General features: G+C 47.2%; 13 protein-coding genes, 2 tRNA genes and 1 riboswitch. Of the genes, 2 read left to right on the plus strand and 13 right to left on the minus strand.

Going from position 1 to position 14995, the window contains the following annotated elements:
• Window positions 1–7: 7 nt before the first annotated feature.
• From C2757_RS04245 to C2757_RS04260, 4 genes are all read right to left on the minus strand, one after another.
• Entirely contained in the window at window positions 8–871 is an 864-nt protein-coding gene (locus C2757_RS04245; protein ID WP_215376517.1) for a transporter, read from the minus strand.
• A gap of 25 nt (window positions 872–896) precedes the next feature.
• Entirely contained in the window at window positions 897–1436 is a 540-nt protein-coding gene (locus tag C2757_RS04250; protein ID WP_215376520.1) for a hypothetical protein, read from the minus strand.
• 2 nt (window positions 1437–1438) lie between these two features.
• Complete coding sequence (locus tag C2757_RS04255; RefSeq protein WP_215376523.1) at window positions 1439–2755, minus strand: U32 family peptidase; 1317 nt, start codon at window positions 2753–2755, stop codon at window positions 1439–1441.
• Window positions 2756–2853: 98 nt separating this feature from the next.
• Window positions 2854–2929, minus strand: a tRNA-Asn gene (locus C2757_RS04260).
• 21 nt (window positions 2930–2950) lie between these two features.
• Here C2757_RS04260 and thiD point away from each other — a divergent pair.
• The gene (thiD, locus tag C2757_RS04265; protein WP_215376526.1) at window positions 2951–3832 is read left to right on the plus strand and encodes a bifunctional hydroxymethylpyrimidine kinase/phosphomethylpyrimidine kinase; all 882 of its coding nucleotides are present in this window, start codon (window positions 2951–2953) and stop codon (window positions 3830–3832) included.
• Here the strand turns inward: thiD and thiE are convergent.
• The 9 genes from thiE to C2757_RS04310 form a co-directional block, all read right to left on the minus strand.
• Entirely contained in the window at window positions 3829–4755 is a 927-nt protein-coding gene (thiE, locus tag C2757_RS04270; protein WP_215376528.1) for a thiamine phosphate synthase, read from the minus strand. The genes thiD and thiE overlap by 4 nt on opposite strands.
• A gap of 4 nt (window positions 4756–4759) precedes the next feature.
• A complete protein-coding gene (locus C2757_RS04275; protein ID WP_215376531.1) occupies window positions 4760–5596 on the minus strand; it encodes a thiazole synthase in 837 nt (278 codons plus the stop codon).
• Window positions 5597–5599: 3 nt separating this feature from the next.
• The gene (thiS, locus tag C2757_RS04280) at window positions 5600–5797 is read right to left on the minus strand and encodes a sulfur carrier protein ThiS (protein ID WP_215376534.1); all 198 of its coding nucleotides are present in this window, start codon (window positions 5795–5797) and stop codon (window positions 5600–5602) included.
• Complete coding sequence (locus C2757_RS04285) at window positions 5788–6939, minus strand: FAD-dependent oxidoreductase (protein ID WP_370623917.1); 1152 nt, start codon at window positions 6937–6939, stop codon at window positions 5788–5790. Before C2757_RS04285 ends, thiS begins: the two co-directional genes overlap by 10 nt.
• Window positions 6940–6950: 11 nt before the next feature.
• Complete coding sequence (gene thiC / locus C2757_RS04290) at window positions 6951–8861, minus strand: phosphomethylpyrimidine synthase ThiC (RefSeq protein WP_251366794.1); 1911 nt, start codon at window positions 8859–8861, stop codon at window positions 6951–6953.
• A 36-nt stretch (window positions 8862–8897) separates the two neighbouring features.
• Window positions 8898–9006: riboswitch (TPP riboswitch) on the minus strand.
• Window positions 9007–9090: 84 nt separating this feature from the next.
• Window positions 9091–9924, minus strand: coding sequence for an NUDIX hydrolase family protein (locus tag C2757_RS04295; protein WP_215376537.1), 834 nt, complete (start codon window positions 9922–9924; stop codon window positions 9091–9093).
• A 226-nt stretch (window positions 9925–10150) separates the two neighbouring features.
• A tRNA-Arg gene (locus C2757_RS04300) sits at window positions 10151–10225 on the minus strand.
• Between the two features lie 179 nt (window positions 10226–10404).
• On the minus strand, window positions 10405–11637 hold the full coding sequence (locus tag C2757_RS04305) for an MFS transporter (protein ID WP_215376540.1): 1233 nt from the start codon (window positions 11635–11637) through the stop codon (window positions 10405–10407).
• Window positions 11638–11640: 3 nt separating this feature from the next.
• Complete coding sequence (locus tag C2757_RS04310) at window positions 11641–12861, minus strand: CaiB/BaiF CoA-transferase family protein (protein WP_215376542.1); 1221 nt, start codon at window positions 12859–12861, stop codon at window positions 11641–11643.
• Window positions 12862–12939: 78 nt separating this feature from the next.
• Here C2757_RS04310 and C2757_RS04315 point away from each other — a divergent pair, with 78 nt between their 5' ends.
• Window positions 12940–14928 (plus strand): DNA topoisomerase IV subunit B, encoded by a 1989-nt coding sequence (locus C2757_RS04315; protein ID WP_215376545.1) that lies wholly within the window; start codon window positions 12940–12942, stop codon window positions 14926–14928.
• Window positions 14929–14995 lie beyond the last annotated feature (67 nt).

Here is a 14995-nt window from a genome sequence, read left to right on the forward strand (position 1 = left end):
CGTATTCTTAATCCCAACGATATTGCCAAGATACGCCAAGTGCGTTGTAGCTAGTATTGGTATTTGAGTAAACCCCAGTGCTGCCGGTTAAGCGAATTGAGTTATGTTGATTAATGGGATAGGAGAAGGTGCTCCCAAAGCGCCAGTTTTCTTGTGCGCTTCCTGCTGGTAAACCATTGACATATTTTTGCCCCCCAAAGAAGTAGGTGGCATCGCCAGAAATCCAAGCGGTATTGGGAAAGTAATAAATCACATGGGTTTCAGTGGAATAGACTGGATTCTGGGAAAGAGTGTTGCTCCCCAGATAGTTTGTATTGCTCGTAAAAATGGAAGCCATGCCGGCTAATTCAAAACGCCATGGACCGACTGCTTGTGATGCTCCAATTCCAGGCTGTATGACAGAACGATTTCCACCAACATTGACTATCTGATTATTGTTGTACTTCCCCCAAGGAATCGTTGCCGCCAAACTAGCGCCAATAATGAGGTCTTGTTGATAGTTTTTAAAATCATTGAGTGAGAGCGCGGGTGCACCATATAAATTGACTGAGGCCTTGATGACGGGGTCTGAAAGGCCTTCGGCAGATGCATTGATTGCTTGGCCACTGATAGTACCGGTACCCGATAACTCTGAGTAGGGGAGTACGAGGCTCAATCTTCCTGATTGACCGGCAACGTCAATCACATGGGTAAGACTAACTGCTTCAGTGGTTAATGTATAGGAGCCGCTTTTTGCTTGGGCAATGCCGCCAGTGATAAAGCTCATTCCAATGGGAGCATTGGAATACGCACGCGCTTCGATTTCTTGAGCCTGGGAGGAGGTGGATGCCAATCCAAAGACGCAGACCCAGAAAAGATTTCTGAGCAACACGCTAAGACTGTGCCCCCTAAAAAAACTAATGCTCAACAGATTTCTTTTTACCAAACAAAATGCTCACGGTTGCATTCGAACCTAGAGCCATCTTCATGCCGATGAAAACCAAATATGGCCATACGATCAGCCAATAGACAATAGACATGGCCAATACTTTTAAAGGGTTTCTTTCTCCAAATGCGGAGAGAGAATTAAAAAAGCTCTTACCATGAAATAGACCCTCAACACCAGCTTCAACATAGTTCAGAGCGAGTACCACAATGATGTACAGAAGCGACTCGTAAAATAGCGACTTAATAATGCCATTCGATTTAGTAATGTTGATTGGAAATATGGCTTGTGCAATCAACATAAATTTGGCACAGAGGCCAGCTTTAATCATTGCAATGCCAAAAATGGAGAGTGGTATCGGGCGCTCATCTAGCGTTGTAGCGCCTAAGAAAGCAAGTGCACAAAACCAGGCACCGAAATATAAGGTGAGCGCTAAAGCCTGCTTTGCTTCATTCTCAATCTTCTGTTTGAAGCCTTCAGAATGGCCTGGAGCAGTGCTAGGTGTATTCATGATTAGGCGTTACAGCAAGATTCGCCGCTAGAGCAGGAGGAGCTTACTTCAATAGGAGCAGGCTCTTGGGTGTAGCGTGCAATAAAGGCATGTTTGCTTCTTAATGGGAGCTTGATCCACACAAAGTGACCAGATCCCGGTGCAACATCAATCGGCTCACCATTGAGATTCCACATGGCGTCTAAAACAATATCTTGATTTCCTTGTGGTTCGATGATTTCGAGTTTGTCACCAATCGCAAAGCGATTTTTGACATCAACTTTGACGCGACCTGTAGCATCAACTTCCAGAGTCTCGCCAACATAGAGGCTTCTACCGGAGAGAGAGTGGCCTCTCATATAGAGCTGGTAATCCTTATCGTGGTGACGCTCATAAAAACCATCGGTGTAACCACGATTAGCTAGACCTTCAAGGTTACCAAGCAGGGTGGTATTAAACGGTTTGCCAGCAACCGCATCATCAATCGCTGAGCGATACGCTTGGCATGTACGAGAGACGTAATAAGGTGACTTGGTGCGACCCTCAATCTTGAAAGAGTCCACACCCATTTTGGTGAGTCGCTCGATATGTTCCACCGCACGCAAATCTTTTGAGTTCATGATGTAAGTGCCATGCTCATCTTCTTCCATTGGCATCAATTCATCAGGCCTTCTGGCTTCTTGTAGGAGAACGACATCACCATTGCTATTTTGCTGCCCAGGCTTCACCTTGTAGTCCCAGCGACAGGCATTAGTGCAAGCACCTTGGTTGGAGTCGCGATGCGACATATAGCCCGATAAGAGGCAGCGGCCAGAGTAGGCAATACATAAGGCACCATGCACAAATACCTCAAGTTCCATCTCAGGGCAGTCTTGACGAACTTCTTCGATCTCATCAAAAGAAAGCTCACGCGACAAGATGACGCGACTAATTCCAACTGAGCGCCAGAACTTAGCAGATGCACCATTGACAGTATTTGCTTGTACCGATAAATGAACAGGCATATCAGGCCAAGCTTCTCTCGCCATCATGATCAAACCAGGATCAGACATGATGAGCGCATCGGGTTTTAGGGCAACGACTGGCGACATATCCTTGATATAGGTGCGCGTCTTTGCGCCATGCGGCAATAAGTTAGAAACTAGGTAAAACTTTTTTCCCAATTCATGGGCGGTATCGATGCCTTGTTTGAGCACTTCGATCTTGCCAAAGTCATTATTACGAACCCGCAAGGAATAACGTGGCTGACCAGCATAAATTGCATCTGCTCCGAATTCAAAAGCGGTGCGCAGCATAGCTAGGCTGCCGGCCGGTGCTAAAAGTTCTGGCGTCTTATTCATGGGCTCTATTTTAGTGTGGGGAGGCACTTTCGGGTTGACTTCAAGTATCAAAGTGTCACAAAAAGAAAAAACCACCTAAAAAGGTGGTTTTCAATGTTTGGCTCCTCGACCTGGGCTCGAACCAGGGACCTACGGATTAACAGTCCGGCGCTCTACCGACTGAGCTATCGAGGAATAAGCCGATATTATAGCAAGATGCGCTCACCTCATCCCACATCCGTACAGATCCCCAAAGTACTGACTATTGCTGGCTCGGACAGTGGCGGCGGGGCAGGCTTACAGGCTGACCTCAAGGTCATTACAGCTCTAGGCGGATTTGGCATGTCGGTGATTACTGCCATTACGGCACAAAATACGCTGGGCGTGACACGGATTCAGGATGTGGATTTGGATGTCGTTGAAGCACAAATGGATGCGGTTCTATTGGACATCGGCGCAGATATTGTCAAGATTGGGATGTTGGCTAGCCCAGAAATCGTGCGCACTGTCGCTCAATCTTTACGTCGCCATGGCATCAAACGCATTGTGCTTGACCCTGTATTGCGCGCTACTTCAGGTGCAAGTTTGGGTGGTGATGACACGGCACAGGCGATGATTGCTGAGTTATTTCCGATGGCAACACTGATCACTCCCAATATGGATGAGGCTGCTTTGTTATTAGGTCACGATATTACTGGAGCGAATGATTTCCAATTGGCCGCACAAGAATTACTCGAGATGGGGCCACAAGCGGTATTGATCAAAGGCGGACATTTGGATGCAACGCATACTCAAATCACGGATTTTCTGTTGTGGAAAACGCTTGAAGATGGACTCGAAGTCATTCAATCGAAGGCGTTCAAACACGATCGCGTTGATACACTCAATACCCATGGCACAGGTTGTTCTCTAGCTTCAGCGATTGCAACCTATTTAGCTGACGGTCATGATTTGAGTCATGCAGTGGCAAAGGCGATAGCTTATGTGGAAGCAGGTTTGGAGGCAGGTCGTTTCTTAAGTATTGGCGAGGGTCCAGGACCCCTGTGGCATATGCACGATTTCTACCCAACAGCCATGCCTGGAGAACCCAAGTCTTAGTTGCGCATTAATTCTTGTAAGTGTTTGACTGCCGCTTTTGGATCTTTAGCTTCAGTGATTGCTCTGACCACTGCGATAGAGCCAACCCCACTTTTGGCTACTGCACGAATACTATCTTGATCAATGCCACCGATGGCAACCAGTGGATAGTGGCTCATAAGTTTGGCATATTGATATAAACGACCCAAGCCTTGTGGGGCAGTAGCCATCTTCTTCAAATTCGTAGGGAAGATTGCGCCCATGGCAATATAGCTCGGGCAAAAACGGTCGGCATAAGTCATCTCAGCATAACCATGCGTGCTCAAGCCTAGCCTTAATCCTGCAGACCGAATTTCTGCAAGGTCAGCTGTCGCTAAATCTTCTTGACCTAAGTGAACGCCGTAGGCTCCAGCATCAATCGCTTCATCCCAATAGTCATTGATGAATAGCAGGGTCTTGCTTCCCTCAACGGCTTTCACCGCTTCCCGAATTTGCTTGCGGATTTTGGATTTGTCATCTGACTTATAGCGTAACTGTACAGTTGGTAGTTCTGCTTCGACCATGCGCTTGACCCAATCTGCATCAGGCATCACACCATACAAGCCTAAACGCTTGGGGCATTCTGCAAAGGCATTGGGGTTCATATTGCGAGTCCATGGCAGTAAATCAAAATGCTCTGGACGATTAGGCCACTTCAGAGCATTAAATCCACCATCACCTTGGGCCATACGTGACCAAGCTTTACCTAGGGTCTTTGCATCAGATTCAATAAACCCCATCTCAATGGCAGCCAGGGCACCAGCGAGCTCGTAATGATCGGCTGCTGCTTCATTATCAATTCTTGGGGGTGGTCTATCTAGAGTAAACCGAGGAATCGGCAGACATAAATCATCATTGCGATGGGCAGCAACAATTTGATCGGCAAGATCGCGAATGAGGCTCATGAGATCAATCTACTGAATGGGGTGAAGTCTGATGCCAAAACGGCGTTCCTACCAGAGGAGTGCTAGCTTGAGCAGACGCTTGTGGTTTCATGGCGCCAGATAGATATGCTGCTCTACCTGCATCAACCGCCATTGCAAACGCTTTTGCCATTACTACAGGATCATCTGCCAGAGCCACAGCCGTATTTAATAAGACGCCATCAAAGCCCCATTCCATGACTGCACAGGCGTGTGATGGCAGTCCTAGACCAGCATCTACAAGTAGCGGAACTCCAAGACGATCGCGCAAGAGTTTCATAGCATAGGGATTCAAAGGCCCTTGGCCAGTACCTATGGGTGCGGCCCATGGCATCACTGCCTGACATCCCACATCGACTAAGCGCTGGCACAAAATAAGATCTTCAGTGCAATAAGGCAAAACCTTAAAACCATCTTTAATTAAAGTCTCCGCAGTTTGGACTAAGCGTAAAGTATCTGGTTGTAAGGTGTAATCGTCACCAATCAGCTCTAACTTAATCCAATCGGTCTCAAATACTTCACGGGCCATCTGCGCCGTTGTAATCACTTCTTGAGGGCTGTGACAACCTGCAGTATTAGGCAAAACAGGTACGGCCATCTTTTTCAAGAGATCCCAAAAGCCACTGTGTGCCTCAGTTGTAGAGCTACCTTGCCGACGCAAGCTCACGGTAATCATCGCTGGATTGGATGCTGAGACAGCGTTCTCCAATACTTGCGGTGAAGGGTAGCGGGACGTACCCAGCAACAAACGACTCGCAAAGCGCTCGCCGTAAAGAATCAAGGAGTCAGTCTCATTGAGATGATTGGATAAAGTTGCTGTCATCAATTAACCACCAGTAACCGGGGCGATGACTTCAATGTGATCATTCTCATTGAGTGCAAATTCTGCATGCTGAGTCTTGGGAACAAAATGTAAATTGACGGCCACGGCATAGGGTGGCTTAGCATCAATAAGCGCCAAGGCATCTGAGATCATGCTTCTTTGAGGAAGTTCATATTCCGTTTGATTGACGATTACACGCATACAGCCACTTTCTCTTGCTTGGATTGATAAATCACGCGCAAACCCAACTCTGTTGCGGTATGGCTATCACCCAAAGCAAGAAGCTCTAAGGTGCAATCTAAGATGGCTGGCGAAATCATAAAACCATGACGATATAAGCCGTTGATCATGATCAAATCAGCAAGCCCTGTATCTTTACGAGATTGAATCTCTGGAAGATTATTTTTCAAGGTGGGGCGGCATTGAGTCGCCATCTCTAAAATGCGGGCTTCAGCAAATCCACTGTGAACGGTATAGACAGCGCTGAGTAATTCCATGGCTGAGCGCACACTCATCTCTGAACGATCATCAGACTCGATTTCAGTAGCCCCAACGACATAAATATCATTTTCCTTGGGGGCGATATAGATAGGGTAGCGCGGGTGGATAAGGCGGGTTGGCCTTCTCAACTTGACCTCGGGAGCATGCAAGCGAATCACTTCACCCCGTACCCCTCTCAGACTATTGCTTGAATTTACCCAGGCTTCTTTTGCACCTGTGCCGCGACAATCAATCACGGCTCGAAATGAAATATCTTTGCGCAGATCTTCTGGATCAATAGTGGTATTCCAATGGCACTGAACATGCAAATTTTCTAACTCAATGCGTAGTGCATTTAATAGCTGTCGATTATCGAGTTGACCTTCATCAGGTAAATACAATCCCTGTTTAAATCGATTGGCAACACCAGGCTCAAGATTATGGACTGCAGCAGCATCCAGTTTTACGACTGACTTTAGTTGTGCATTGTTGCGACAATTTTTTTCAAGATGGGCCGTAAATCGCTCAGCCTCACTGGCATCTTGATGGTGCCAGAGGATTAATGTGCCGTCTTGTTGAAAAAATACGGGAGTTGAGAGCTGTTCAATCAATTCTTTCCAGCGCGGCAGACTATGAATCCCCATGCGCACTACAGAATCTTCGGTAATTGCCGATTCTGCCAGCGGAGCCAGCATGGCTGCGGCAATACGAGCAGCTGACCCGCTCGCATCGCTACTACCTTGCTCAAAAAGATCAATCTGAGCACCTTTCTGAGCAAGAGCAACTGCCAGTAGACGGCCCATTAGACCGCCACCGACAATGGCGTACTTGCTGTTCGAAAAGGTTGCGCTATTCACAATCAATACCAACTCGTTTATTGATAAATCTCGCTGCCACGCTTACGAAACTCGATAGACTTTTCTTCCATCGCCTTCACCACTTCTTTCGGATTACCATCCGCATCTAAAGTTGCAGCATAGTCACGCACTTCTTGGGTGATCTTCATCGAGCAGAACTTCGGTCCGCACATTGAGCAGAAGTGCGCAATCTTGGCGCCTTCCGCTGGCAAAGTAGCGTCGTGATATTCCCGGGCACGTTCAGGATCTAAGCCCAAATTAAATTGGTCTTCCCAGCGGAACTCAAAACGGGCTTTGGAAAGAGCGTTATCACGTACCTGTGCACCCGGCAAACCTTTGGCCAAGTCAGCGCCATGCGCTGCAATCTTGTAAGTAATGATGCCTTCACGGACGTCTTCCTTGTCCGGCAAACCCAAATGTTCCTTAGGGGTGACATAGCACAGCATGGCAGTGCCATACCAACCAATTTGGGCTGCACCAATACCGCTGGTAATGTGATCGTAACCAGGGGCAATGTCTGTAATCAATGGTCCAAGGGTATAAAAGGGAGCTTCCAAACAATGCTTGAGCTCTTCAGTCATATTCTCTTCAATACGCTGCATAGGAACGTGACCAGGACCTTCAATCATCACCTGAACATCGTGTTTCCAAGCTTTAGCAGTCAATTCACCTAAGGTGTGGAGTTCACCAAATTGAGCGGCATCATTCGAATCGGCAATACATCCTGGACGCAATCCATCACCTAAGCTGAAGGACACGTCGTAGGCTTTCATGATCTCGCAGATTTCATCAAACTTGGTGTAGAGGAAGTTTTCCTTATGGTGCGCTAAACACCATTTGGCCATGATGGACCCACCACGAGAAACAATCCCGGTGATGCGATCTGCAGTCAGTGGCACATAGCGCAATAGGACGCCTGCGTGAATGGTGAAATAATCCACACCTTGTTCGGCTTGCTCTACTAATGTATCGCGGAACATTTCCCAAGTCAGGTCTTCGGCAATACCACCAGTTTTATCCAATGCTTGATAAATCGGAACAGTACCAATTGGAACTGGTGAATTACGAATAATCCACTCACGGGTTTCATGAATATGTTTACCAGTAGAAAGATCCATGATGGTATCTGCACCCCAACGAATCGACCACACCATCTTTTCCACTTCCTCATTAATCGAGGAGGTAACAGCAGAGTTACCCAGATTGCCGTTGATCTTTACGCGGAAGTTACGACCAATAATCATCGGCTCTAATTCTGGGTGATTAATATTGGCAGGAATAATGGCGCGTCCTGCAGCAATTTCAGAGCGTACAAATTCACCAGTAACCTGCTCTGGTAGGTTGGCGCCATAGGACTTGCCGGGATGTTGCTTGAGGAGCTGTTTGTAAGCAGGGTCTTTACGCAGTTGCTCAAGGCCCATGGATTCACGTAGGGCAACGTATTCCATTTCTGGAGTCACAATGCCTTTGCGGGCGTAGTACATTTGACTGACATTGTTGCCCGCTTTAGCCACTCGCGGTGCACTAATATGGGCAAAGCGGAGATTCTGGGTGGCTTCATCTTTAGATCGTGCAACGCCATACTCAGAGCTAGGGCCTGCAAGTTGCACCGTATCGTTGCGTTCTGCAATCCAAGCATCCCGTAATCTTGGCAAACCTTTTTCAAGATTGATCACAATTTCAGGATCACTGTAAGGACCTGACGTGTCATAGACCGGCACAGGGGGATTGGGCATCAACTCCTCACCAACGCGCGTTGGCAATTGCTCAATCATGCGTACCGGTGCTTTGATATCAGGACGTGAACCTTGTAAATAGGTTTTAGTCGAAGCGGGGTAGGCGAACTTTTGACCAAAGTCGCGCTCCAAACTTTTTAAGCTTGGAATTTCATGTTTGACATTTTTATTTGTAGGGTTGCTATTGCTCATGTCCATCTCCGAAAGTTTTAGATGGACGAAACCGGGTGTCGGTCTGATGTAACTCCCCACGCCAGCATTACCTGGATCGGGTTAGAGGGTCTTTCTCAGCGCCTCCAAGCAGCTTCTGCTCAAAAGGGCACCCCTGTTTCATCCTTAATAAGGATTTAACCACGAATTCTGAATTTGGCGCATGACTTCGATCAAGCAGGGCAAAGCGCCTCAGGAAGAGTCAATATACCTATTTATTGCGCCGCAAAATAAAATCAGCAGTCACAAAAGCGGCATCGCTAGTAAATTCATCGGCCAAAATGCGGGCAGCAGCCTCAGCAAAAGAGATTTCAATAAAGCCGCTGACCTCACCATCATGATTGGTTGGGACAAAATTCTCTGGCAATTCTAGGTCGTAAACAAACAATTGCTCATCATGAAAGCCTCGACCAGGGATTGGTCTTCGCATATGAATTTTGCCCACTGGCTCAACTTGCTCAGCAATATGCAATGGCACTCCTGCCTCTTCCCATAATTCACGTTTCGCACAAACCCATGGGGTTTCATCAGCCGAGATACCGCCAGCTGCAACATTGTCTAGTTGCCCTGGATCAGTCGACTTCGACTCACTACGCCGTCCCAACCAAATGGAGTCAGACTTGGTATAGCCGTTAATGTGCGTTGCCATACTCCGAAATCCAAATGTGCGAAAGGCTGCACGCTCCAGATGGAAGAGTTGATGTCCGTTTTGATCAAGCCAAGCAAATTCTTCGTTGCGCCATCCCGGAATGTAACCGCCTAAACGCATTCTCTCGGCCAATTGATGCAAGCTGATTGAGAGATCATTTGGGCCACTCCCTTCAACCGTCATGCGATCGTTACCTATCGAAATGTGTGCAATCGGGTCATTGCGTAAGGATTCTTGCAGATAGGGAATAAATTCTGGATTTAAGTGACCAATGAGCAGGTCGACCTCGGTACCGCGCGAAAGGTAGAAGGGTAAAAATTCCGATGGGGCAGAGCGAGCCGTGTTTTGGAGCATTTCCTCTAGGGCTGCGAGTGTGCTGGTTGAGAGGCTGGTCATGTGCGCAAGTTTAAGTGAACTTGCTGAACTTAGGGTTTTTGTCAATGATTTCCGACAGAAAATTTCAAGAAGCCATTAAATAAAAATTGCTACGCATCTGCAGCAATTAAAAACACAATTCTTGCTAATTATTTAAGCAAGCCAGGTCACTCCATACAAATCTACGACTTACGAAAACTTTTAAGGATTTATCCACATTGCCTGTGGATAAGTTTTGGTGATTTTGTGGTCCCGCCGACAGGAATCGAACCTGTATCCCACGCTTAGGAGGCATGTGCACTATCCATTGTGCTACGGCGAGTCTAAATAAAAATAAAAGTGTGTTAAAGAAAATGTACAAGCACTACCAACCGCATAATGCCCACACTTGATTGGTAATCGCCAGCATCATATCTGGTGCATAGTACGCAGAAAATATCAGCAGCAAGACGAATAAGGCAAAACTATAAAACACCCAGCGCCATAAAGAAAAGCTTTTTCTCATGCGTGGACTGTTCTCGTGATGGCGCGCTCTTGAACGGGTAGGTTTACCAAGAATGCAAAGACGCCAAGGCCAATAGCAATTTCCCAAACGATCAAATAGGAGCCAGTACGATCAAATAGGTAACCCCCCAAAAATGCACCACAGAAGCTACCCAGTTGATGCGAAAAGAATATTAAGCCCGAAAGCATCGTGAGGTACTTCACACCAAAGATTTGCGCCACAATGCCGTTTGTTAGGGGAATGGTAGAAAGCCATAGAAAGCCCATGATGGCGGCAAACACATAGGTGCTTAATGGGCTAGGTGGCAGCCAAATAAATGCAGCAATCGCTATAGAGCGGCCAATATATATCCCTGACAGTAAATAGCGTTTTGGAAAGCGCTGACCAAAGATGCCCGCGCTGTAGGTGCCAAAGATATTGAACAAACCAATTAAGGCAAGTGCAGTTGTTGCTACAGCAGGCGCACCCACAGCTGGGTAGTTCGCTGAAAGATCTTTGAGATAGGGAGCTAAATGTACGGCAATGAATACCACCTGAAAGCCACATACAAAATATCCTAAAGTGAGTAGACGAAAACTGGGGTTGCGCAATGCCTCTGCTAAGGCCTGCTGTATTGTTTGATCACCAAGTTGATGGTTGTGGACAAAGTTTTTCTCCCGCAACATAAATGCAGTGGGAATCATGAGACTTGCCATCAGCGCTAATAACAATAGTGCGTCTTGAGCACCAAAGTTACTCAGTAAACCTTGCTCAGCTGGAATCATTAAGAATTGACCAAATGAACCTGCGGCCGCTGCAATGCCCATAGCCCAAACGCGTTTATCAGCTGAAACATTGCGACCCAAAATTCCATAAACAACACTGTAAGTGGTGGCGGTTTGGGCTAATCCAATCAGCAAGCCACCGGCAAGCGTAAAGTTCAAGGCGTCAGTAGAGATTGCCATGCCAGCTAAGCCCAGCGCATAGAGAACACCACCAGCCACCATGATTTTGAAAGCGCCATAGCGATCTGCCAAGGCGCCGGTGATTGGTTGAACTGCTCCCCAAATCAGGTTTTGCAGTGCAATGGTGAGCGCAAAGGTTTCTCGACCCCAGCCGTTGGTCATCGTAATGGGCAAATTAAATAGGCCAAAACCATGGCGTATACCCATCGATAGCGTCACCATCAAGCCGCCATAAATGAGGACTTGTTTCATGGACAGGGATGGTTTTGAGATTGAGTTAGTCATGTTCTAAATCACCCCTTTCGCACGCAATGCATCAATTGCATCACGATCTAGATTGAGGTGATCCATCAAGATTTCCTCGGTGTGCTGTCCAAGCAATGGTGGTGCTAAGCGGACTTCCGTTGGTGTTTTAGAGAATTTCATCGGACTGGTAACCAACTTCAGATCCCCAATGGTTGGATGCATCACCTGTTGCAGAATATTTCTGGCAAGAATTTGTTCGTTTTCAAATACTTCTTTGACATTATTAATGGGGCCACAAGGAACCTTGGCTTGTTCCAATATAGAAATCCATTGGGCTTTAGTTTTTTGGCGAGTCATCTGCTCAAGCAAGGGGACGAGTTGATGGCGATGTTGCACCCGTAGCGGATTTGTGATGAAGAGAGGGTCTTCTGCTAAGTGCGCTTGGCCACCAACAGTCACAAATTGACGGTATTGGCTATCGTTGCCTGCTGCCACAATGATCCAACCATCAGACGTTGGAAAAGTTTGATAGGGAACAATGACAGGAGATGTATTGCCTAAGCGCTTCGGTAGTTGATCTGCAGTCAGGTATGCGCTGGCTACGTTCGCCATCATGGCTACCTGGGTATCGAGCAAAGCCATATCGATAGATTGACCTTCTCCCGTGTGATCGCGATGCACTATGGCTGCAAGAATCGCGGTAGTAGCATACATTCCTGTAAACAGATCGGCGATAGCAACACCAGATTTTTGTGGACTACTGCCAGGAATATCTTCAGCTTCTCCGGTAATGCTCATGATGCCGCCCATACCCTGAGTGATGAAGTCGTATCCAGGACGTTGTGCATACGGTCCGGTTTGACCAAAACCGGTAATTGAGCAAAAGATTAGATTGGGTTTAATCTTTTTGAGACTTTCATAGTCCAAGCCATACTTTACTAAGTCACCAACCTTAAAGTTTTCCAGCACAACGTCAGACTCAAGCACTAGTTGACGAATAATTTCTTGACCTTCGGTAGAACTGATATCTAAGGTGATAGATCGTTTATTACGATTGCTCGAAATAAAGTAGGTAGATTCGGTAGTCTCCTGACCGCTGTCATTTTTAGCAAAAGGAGGTCCCCAGCTACGTGTTTCATCTCCGCTGCCTGGGCGTTCGACTTTAATGACGTCAGCACCCAAATCAGCCAAATTTTGTCCACACCACGGCCCCGCAAGTACCCGGCTTAGGTCTAAAACACGAATATGACTTAAGGCTCCCATGACCTGATTTTGGCATGGATGGCAGGGGATTACGTGAAATTTCGGCTTAGACTTCAGACATGGCTACAATTTCCGCGCATGGCTACTCGTAAAACTTCCGAATACAGTGAATCGTCAATTCAGGTCTTAAAAGGCCTAGAACCAGTCCGTCAACGGCCTGGGATGTACACCCGAACTGATAACCCCTTACATATCATCCAAGAGGTCTTGGATAACGCTTCGGATGAAGCATTGGGTGGTTTTGGTAAGCACATCACTGTCACGATGCATGCTGATGGCAGTGTTAGCGTAGAAGATGATGGCCGCGGTATTCCAGTGGGAATGCACCCGACTGAAAAACTACCCGTAGTGGAGATTGTGTTTACCCAGCTTCATGCTGGCGGTAAGTTTGAAAAAGGCAGTGGTGGAGCTTATGCCTTTTCAGGTGGTTTGCATGGTGTTGGTGTCTCCGTCACTAATGCATTGTCGAAACGATTAGAAGTGACTGTCTGGCGCGATGGTCAAGTTTCAACCCTGACATTTGCAGATGGCAAAGTCATTGAAAAACTCAAGTCTTCTGCCTCTGGCAAAGACGATAAGTCACACGGTACGCGAGTACGTGCGTGGCCAGATGGCAAGTATTTTGATAGCGCCTCTATTCCAATGCCGGAATTGATTCGTCTATTACGCTCCAAGGCAGTTTTATTGCCAGGCGTCAAAGTCACCCTGATCCAAGAAAAAACTGGTGATAGTCAAACTTGGCAATATGCCCAAGGTTTGCGTGGCTATTTGAATGAAGCCATTGCACAAGCGGGCCATGGCCCCGAAGTCATTCCCCCATTTGAGGGTGAGCAATATGCCAGCGGGACTGGCGATGATGATTCTTTTGCGGAAGGCGAAGGCGCTGCATGGGTAGTGTGCTGGACTGAAGATGGTGCACCCGTCCGTGAAAGTTACGTCAATTTGATCCCAACACCAGCTGGCGGTACTCATGAGAGCGGATTACGCGAAGGCCTCTTTAATGCCGTGAAAAGCTTTATTGAAATGCACGCCTTACAACCGAAGGGTGTGAAGTTAATGCCGGAAGATGTTTTTGCAAGAGCATCCTTTATTTTGTCGGCGAAAGTGTTGGATCCGCAATTTCAGGGGCAGATTAAAGAGCGCTTAAATTCTCGTGATGCTGTGCGCTTAGTTTCCGGCTATGCAAAATCTGCTCTAGAGCTGTGGCTAAATCAACATGTCGATTACGGTCGCAAGTTAGCAGATCTCGTGATCAAGCAAGCCCAAGCACGAACCAGGGCAGGGCAAAAAGTTGAGAAGAAGAAGTCTTCTGGCGTAGCTGTGCTGCCCGGCAAACTCACTGATTGTGAAAGCCAAGATATCTCGATGAATGAGATTTTCTTAGTGGAGGGTGATTCTGCGGGTGGTTCAGCCAAAATGGGGCGCAATAAGGAGTACCAGGCAATCTTGCCATTGCGCGGCAAGGTGCTCAATACTTGGGAAGCCGAGCGAGATCGCCTCTTTGCGAACAATGAAGTCCATGATATTGCCGTTGCCATTGGCGTTGATCCCCATGGTCTCAATGATGATCCTGACCTCTCAAACTTGCGTTACGGCAAGGTGTGCATTCTTTCTGATGCGGACGTTGATGGCGCCCATATTCAGGTACTCCTCCTCACGCTGTTCTATAAGCATTTCCCAAAATTAATTGATTTGGGTCACGTCTATATTTCAAGACCACCACTCTTTCGGGTAGATGCACCTGCACGCGGTAAAAAGCCAGCACAGAAGATCTATGCGCTGGACGCTAGTGAATTGCAAGCGATTGAAGATAAGCTACGCAAAGATGGCGTGAAAGAGTCTGCCTGGCAAATTTCTCGTTTCAAAGGTTTGGGCGAGATGAGTGCTGAACAATTATGGGACACCACATTAAACCCCGATACCCGTCGTCTCTTGCCAGTTACTTTAGGCTCTTGGACCGAGGATGAGACTTTTAAAACGATGGACATGCTAATGGGCAAATCCGAATCTAGTGCAAGACGCGATTGGCTTGAAGAGCGCGGCAATGAAGTCGAGGCAGATATTTAATGGCAATCAAGAAAACCCCCGGCAAGAATCTCACCACAGAACAAGCCGATTTATTCTCCAGTCCCAT

Source organism: Polynucleobacter sp. MWH-Svant-W18 (genome assembly GCF_018687495.1).
GTDB lineage: Bacteria > Pseudomonadota > Gammaproteobacteria > Burkholderiales > Burkholderiaceae > Polynucleobacter.

Bases quoted from the DNA above. Each gene is read 5' to 3' on its own strand.
- C2757_RS04250 (WP_215376520.1), bottom strand. From the start codon at position 1,436: ATGAATACACCTAGCACTGCTCCAGGCCATTCTGAAGGCTTCAAACAG.
- C2757_RS04255 (WP_215376523.1), bottom strand. From the start codon at position 2,755: ATGAATAAGACGCCAGAACTTTTAGCACCGGCCGGCAGCCTAGCTATG.
- thiD (WP_215376526.1), top strand. From the start codon at position 2,951: ATGCGCTCACCTCATCCCACATCCGTACAGATCCCCAAAGTACTGACT.
- thiE (WP_215376528.1), bottom strand. From the start codon at position 4,755: ATGAGCCTCATTCGCGATCTTGCCGATCAAATTGTTGCTGCCCATCGC.
- C2757_RS04275 (WP_215376531.1), bottom strand. From the start codon at position 5,596: ATGACAGCAACTTTATCCAATCATCTCAATGAGACTGACTCCTTGATT.
- thiS (WP_215376534.1), bottom strand. From the start codon at position 5,797: ATGCGTGTAATCGTCAATCAAACGGAATATGAACTTCCTCAAAGAAGC.
- thiC (WP_251366794.1), bottom strand. From the start codon at position 8,861: ATGAGCAATAGCAACCCTACAAATAAAAATGTCAAACATGAAATTCCA.
- C2757_RS04295 (WP_215376537.1), bottom strand. From the start codon at position 9,924: ATGACCAGCCTCTCAACCAGCACACTCGCAGCCCTAGAGGAAATGCTC.
- C2757_RS04305 (WP_215376540.1), bottom strand. From the start codon at position 11,637: ATGACTAACTCAATCTCAAAACCATCCCTGTCCATGAAACAAGTCCTC.
- C2757_RS04310 (WP_215376542.1), bottom strand. From the start codon at position 12,861: ATGGGAGCCTTAAGTCATATTCGTGTTTTAGACCTAAGCCGGGTACTT.
- C2757_RS04315 (WP_215376545.1), top strand. From the start codon at position 12,940: ATGGCTACTCGTAAAACTTCCGAATACAGTGAATCGTCAATTCAGGTC.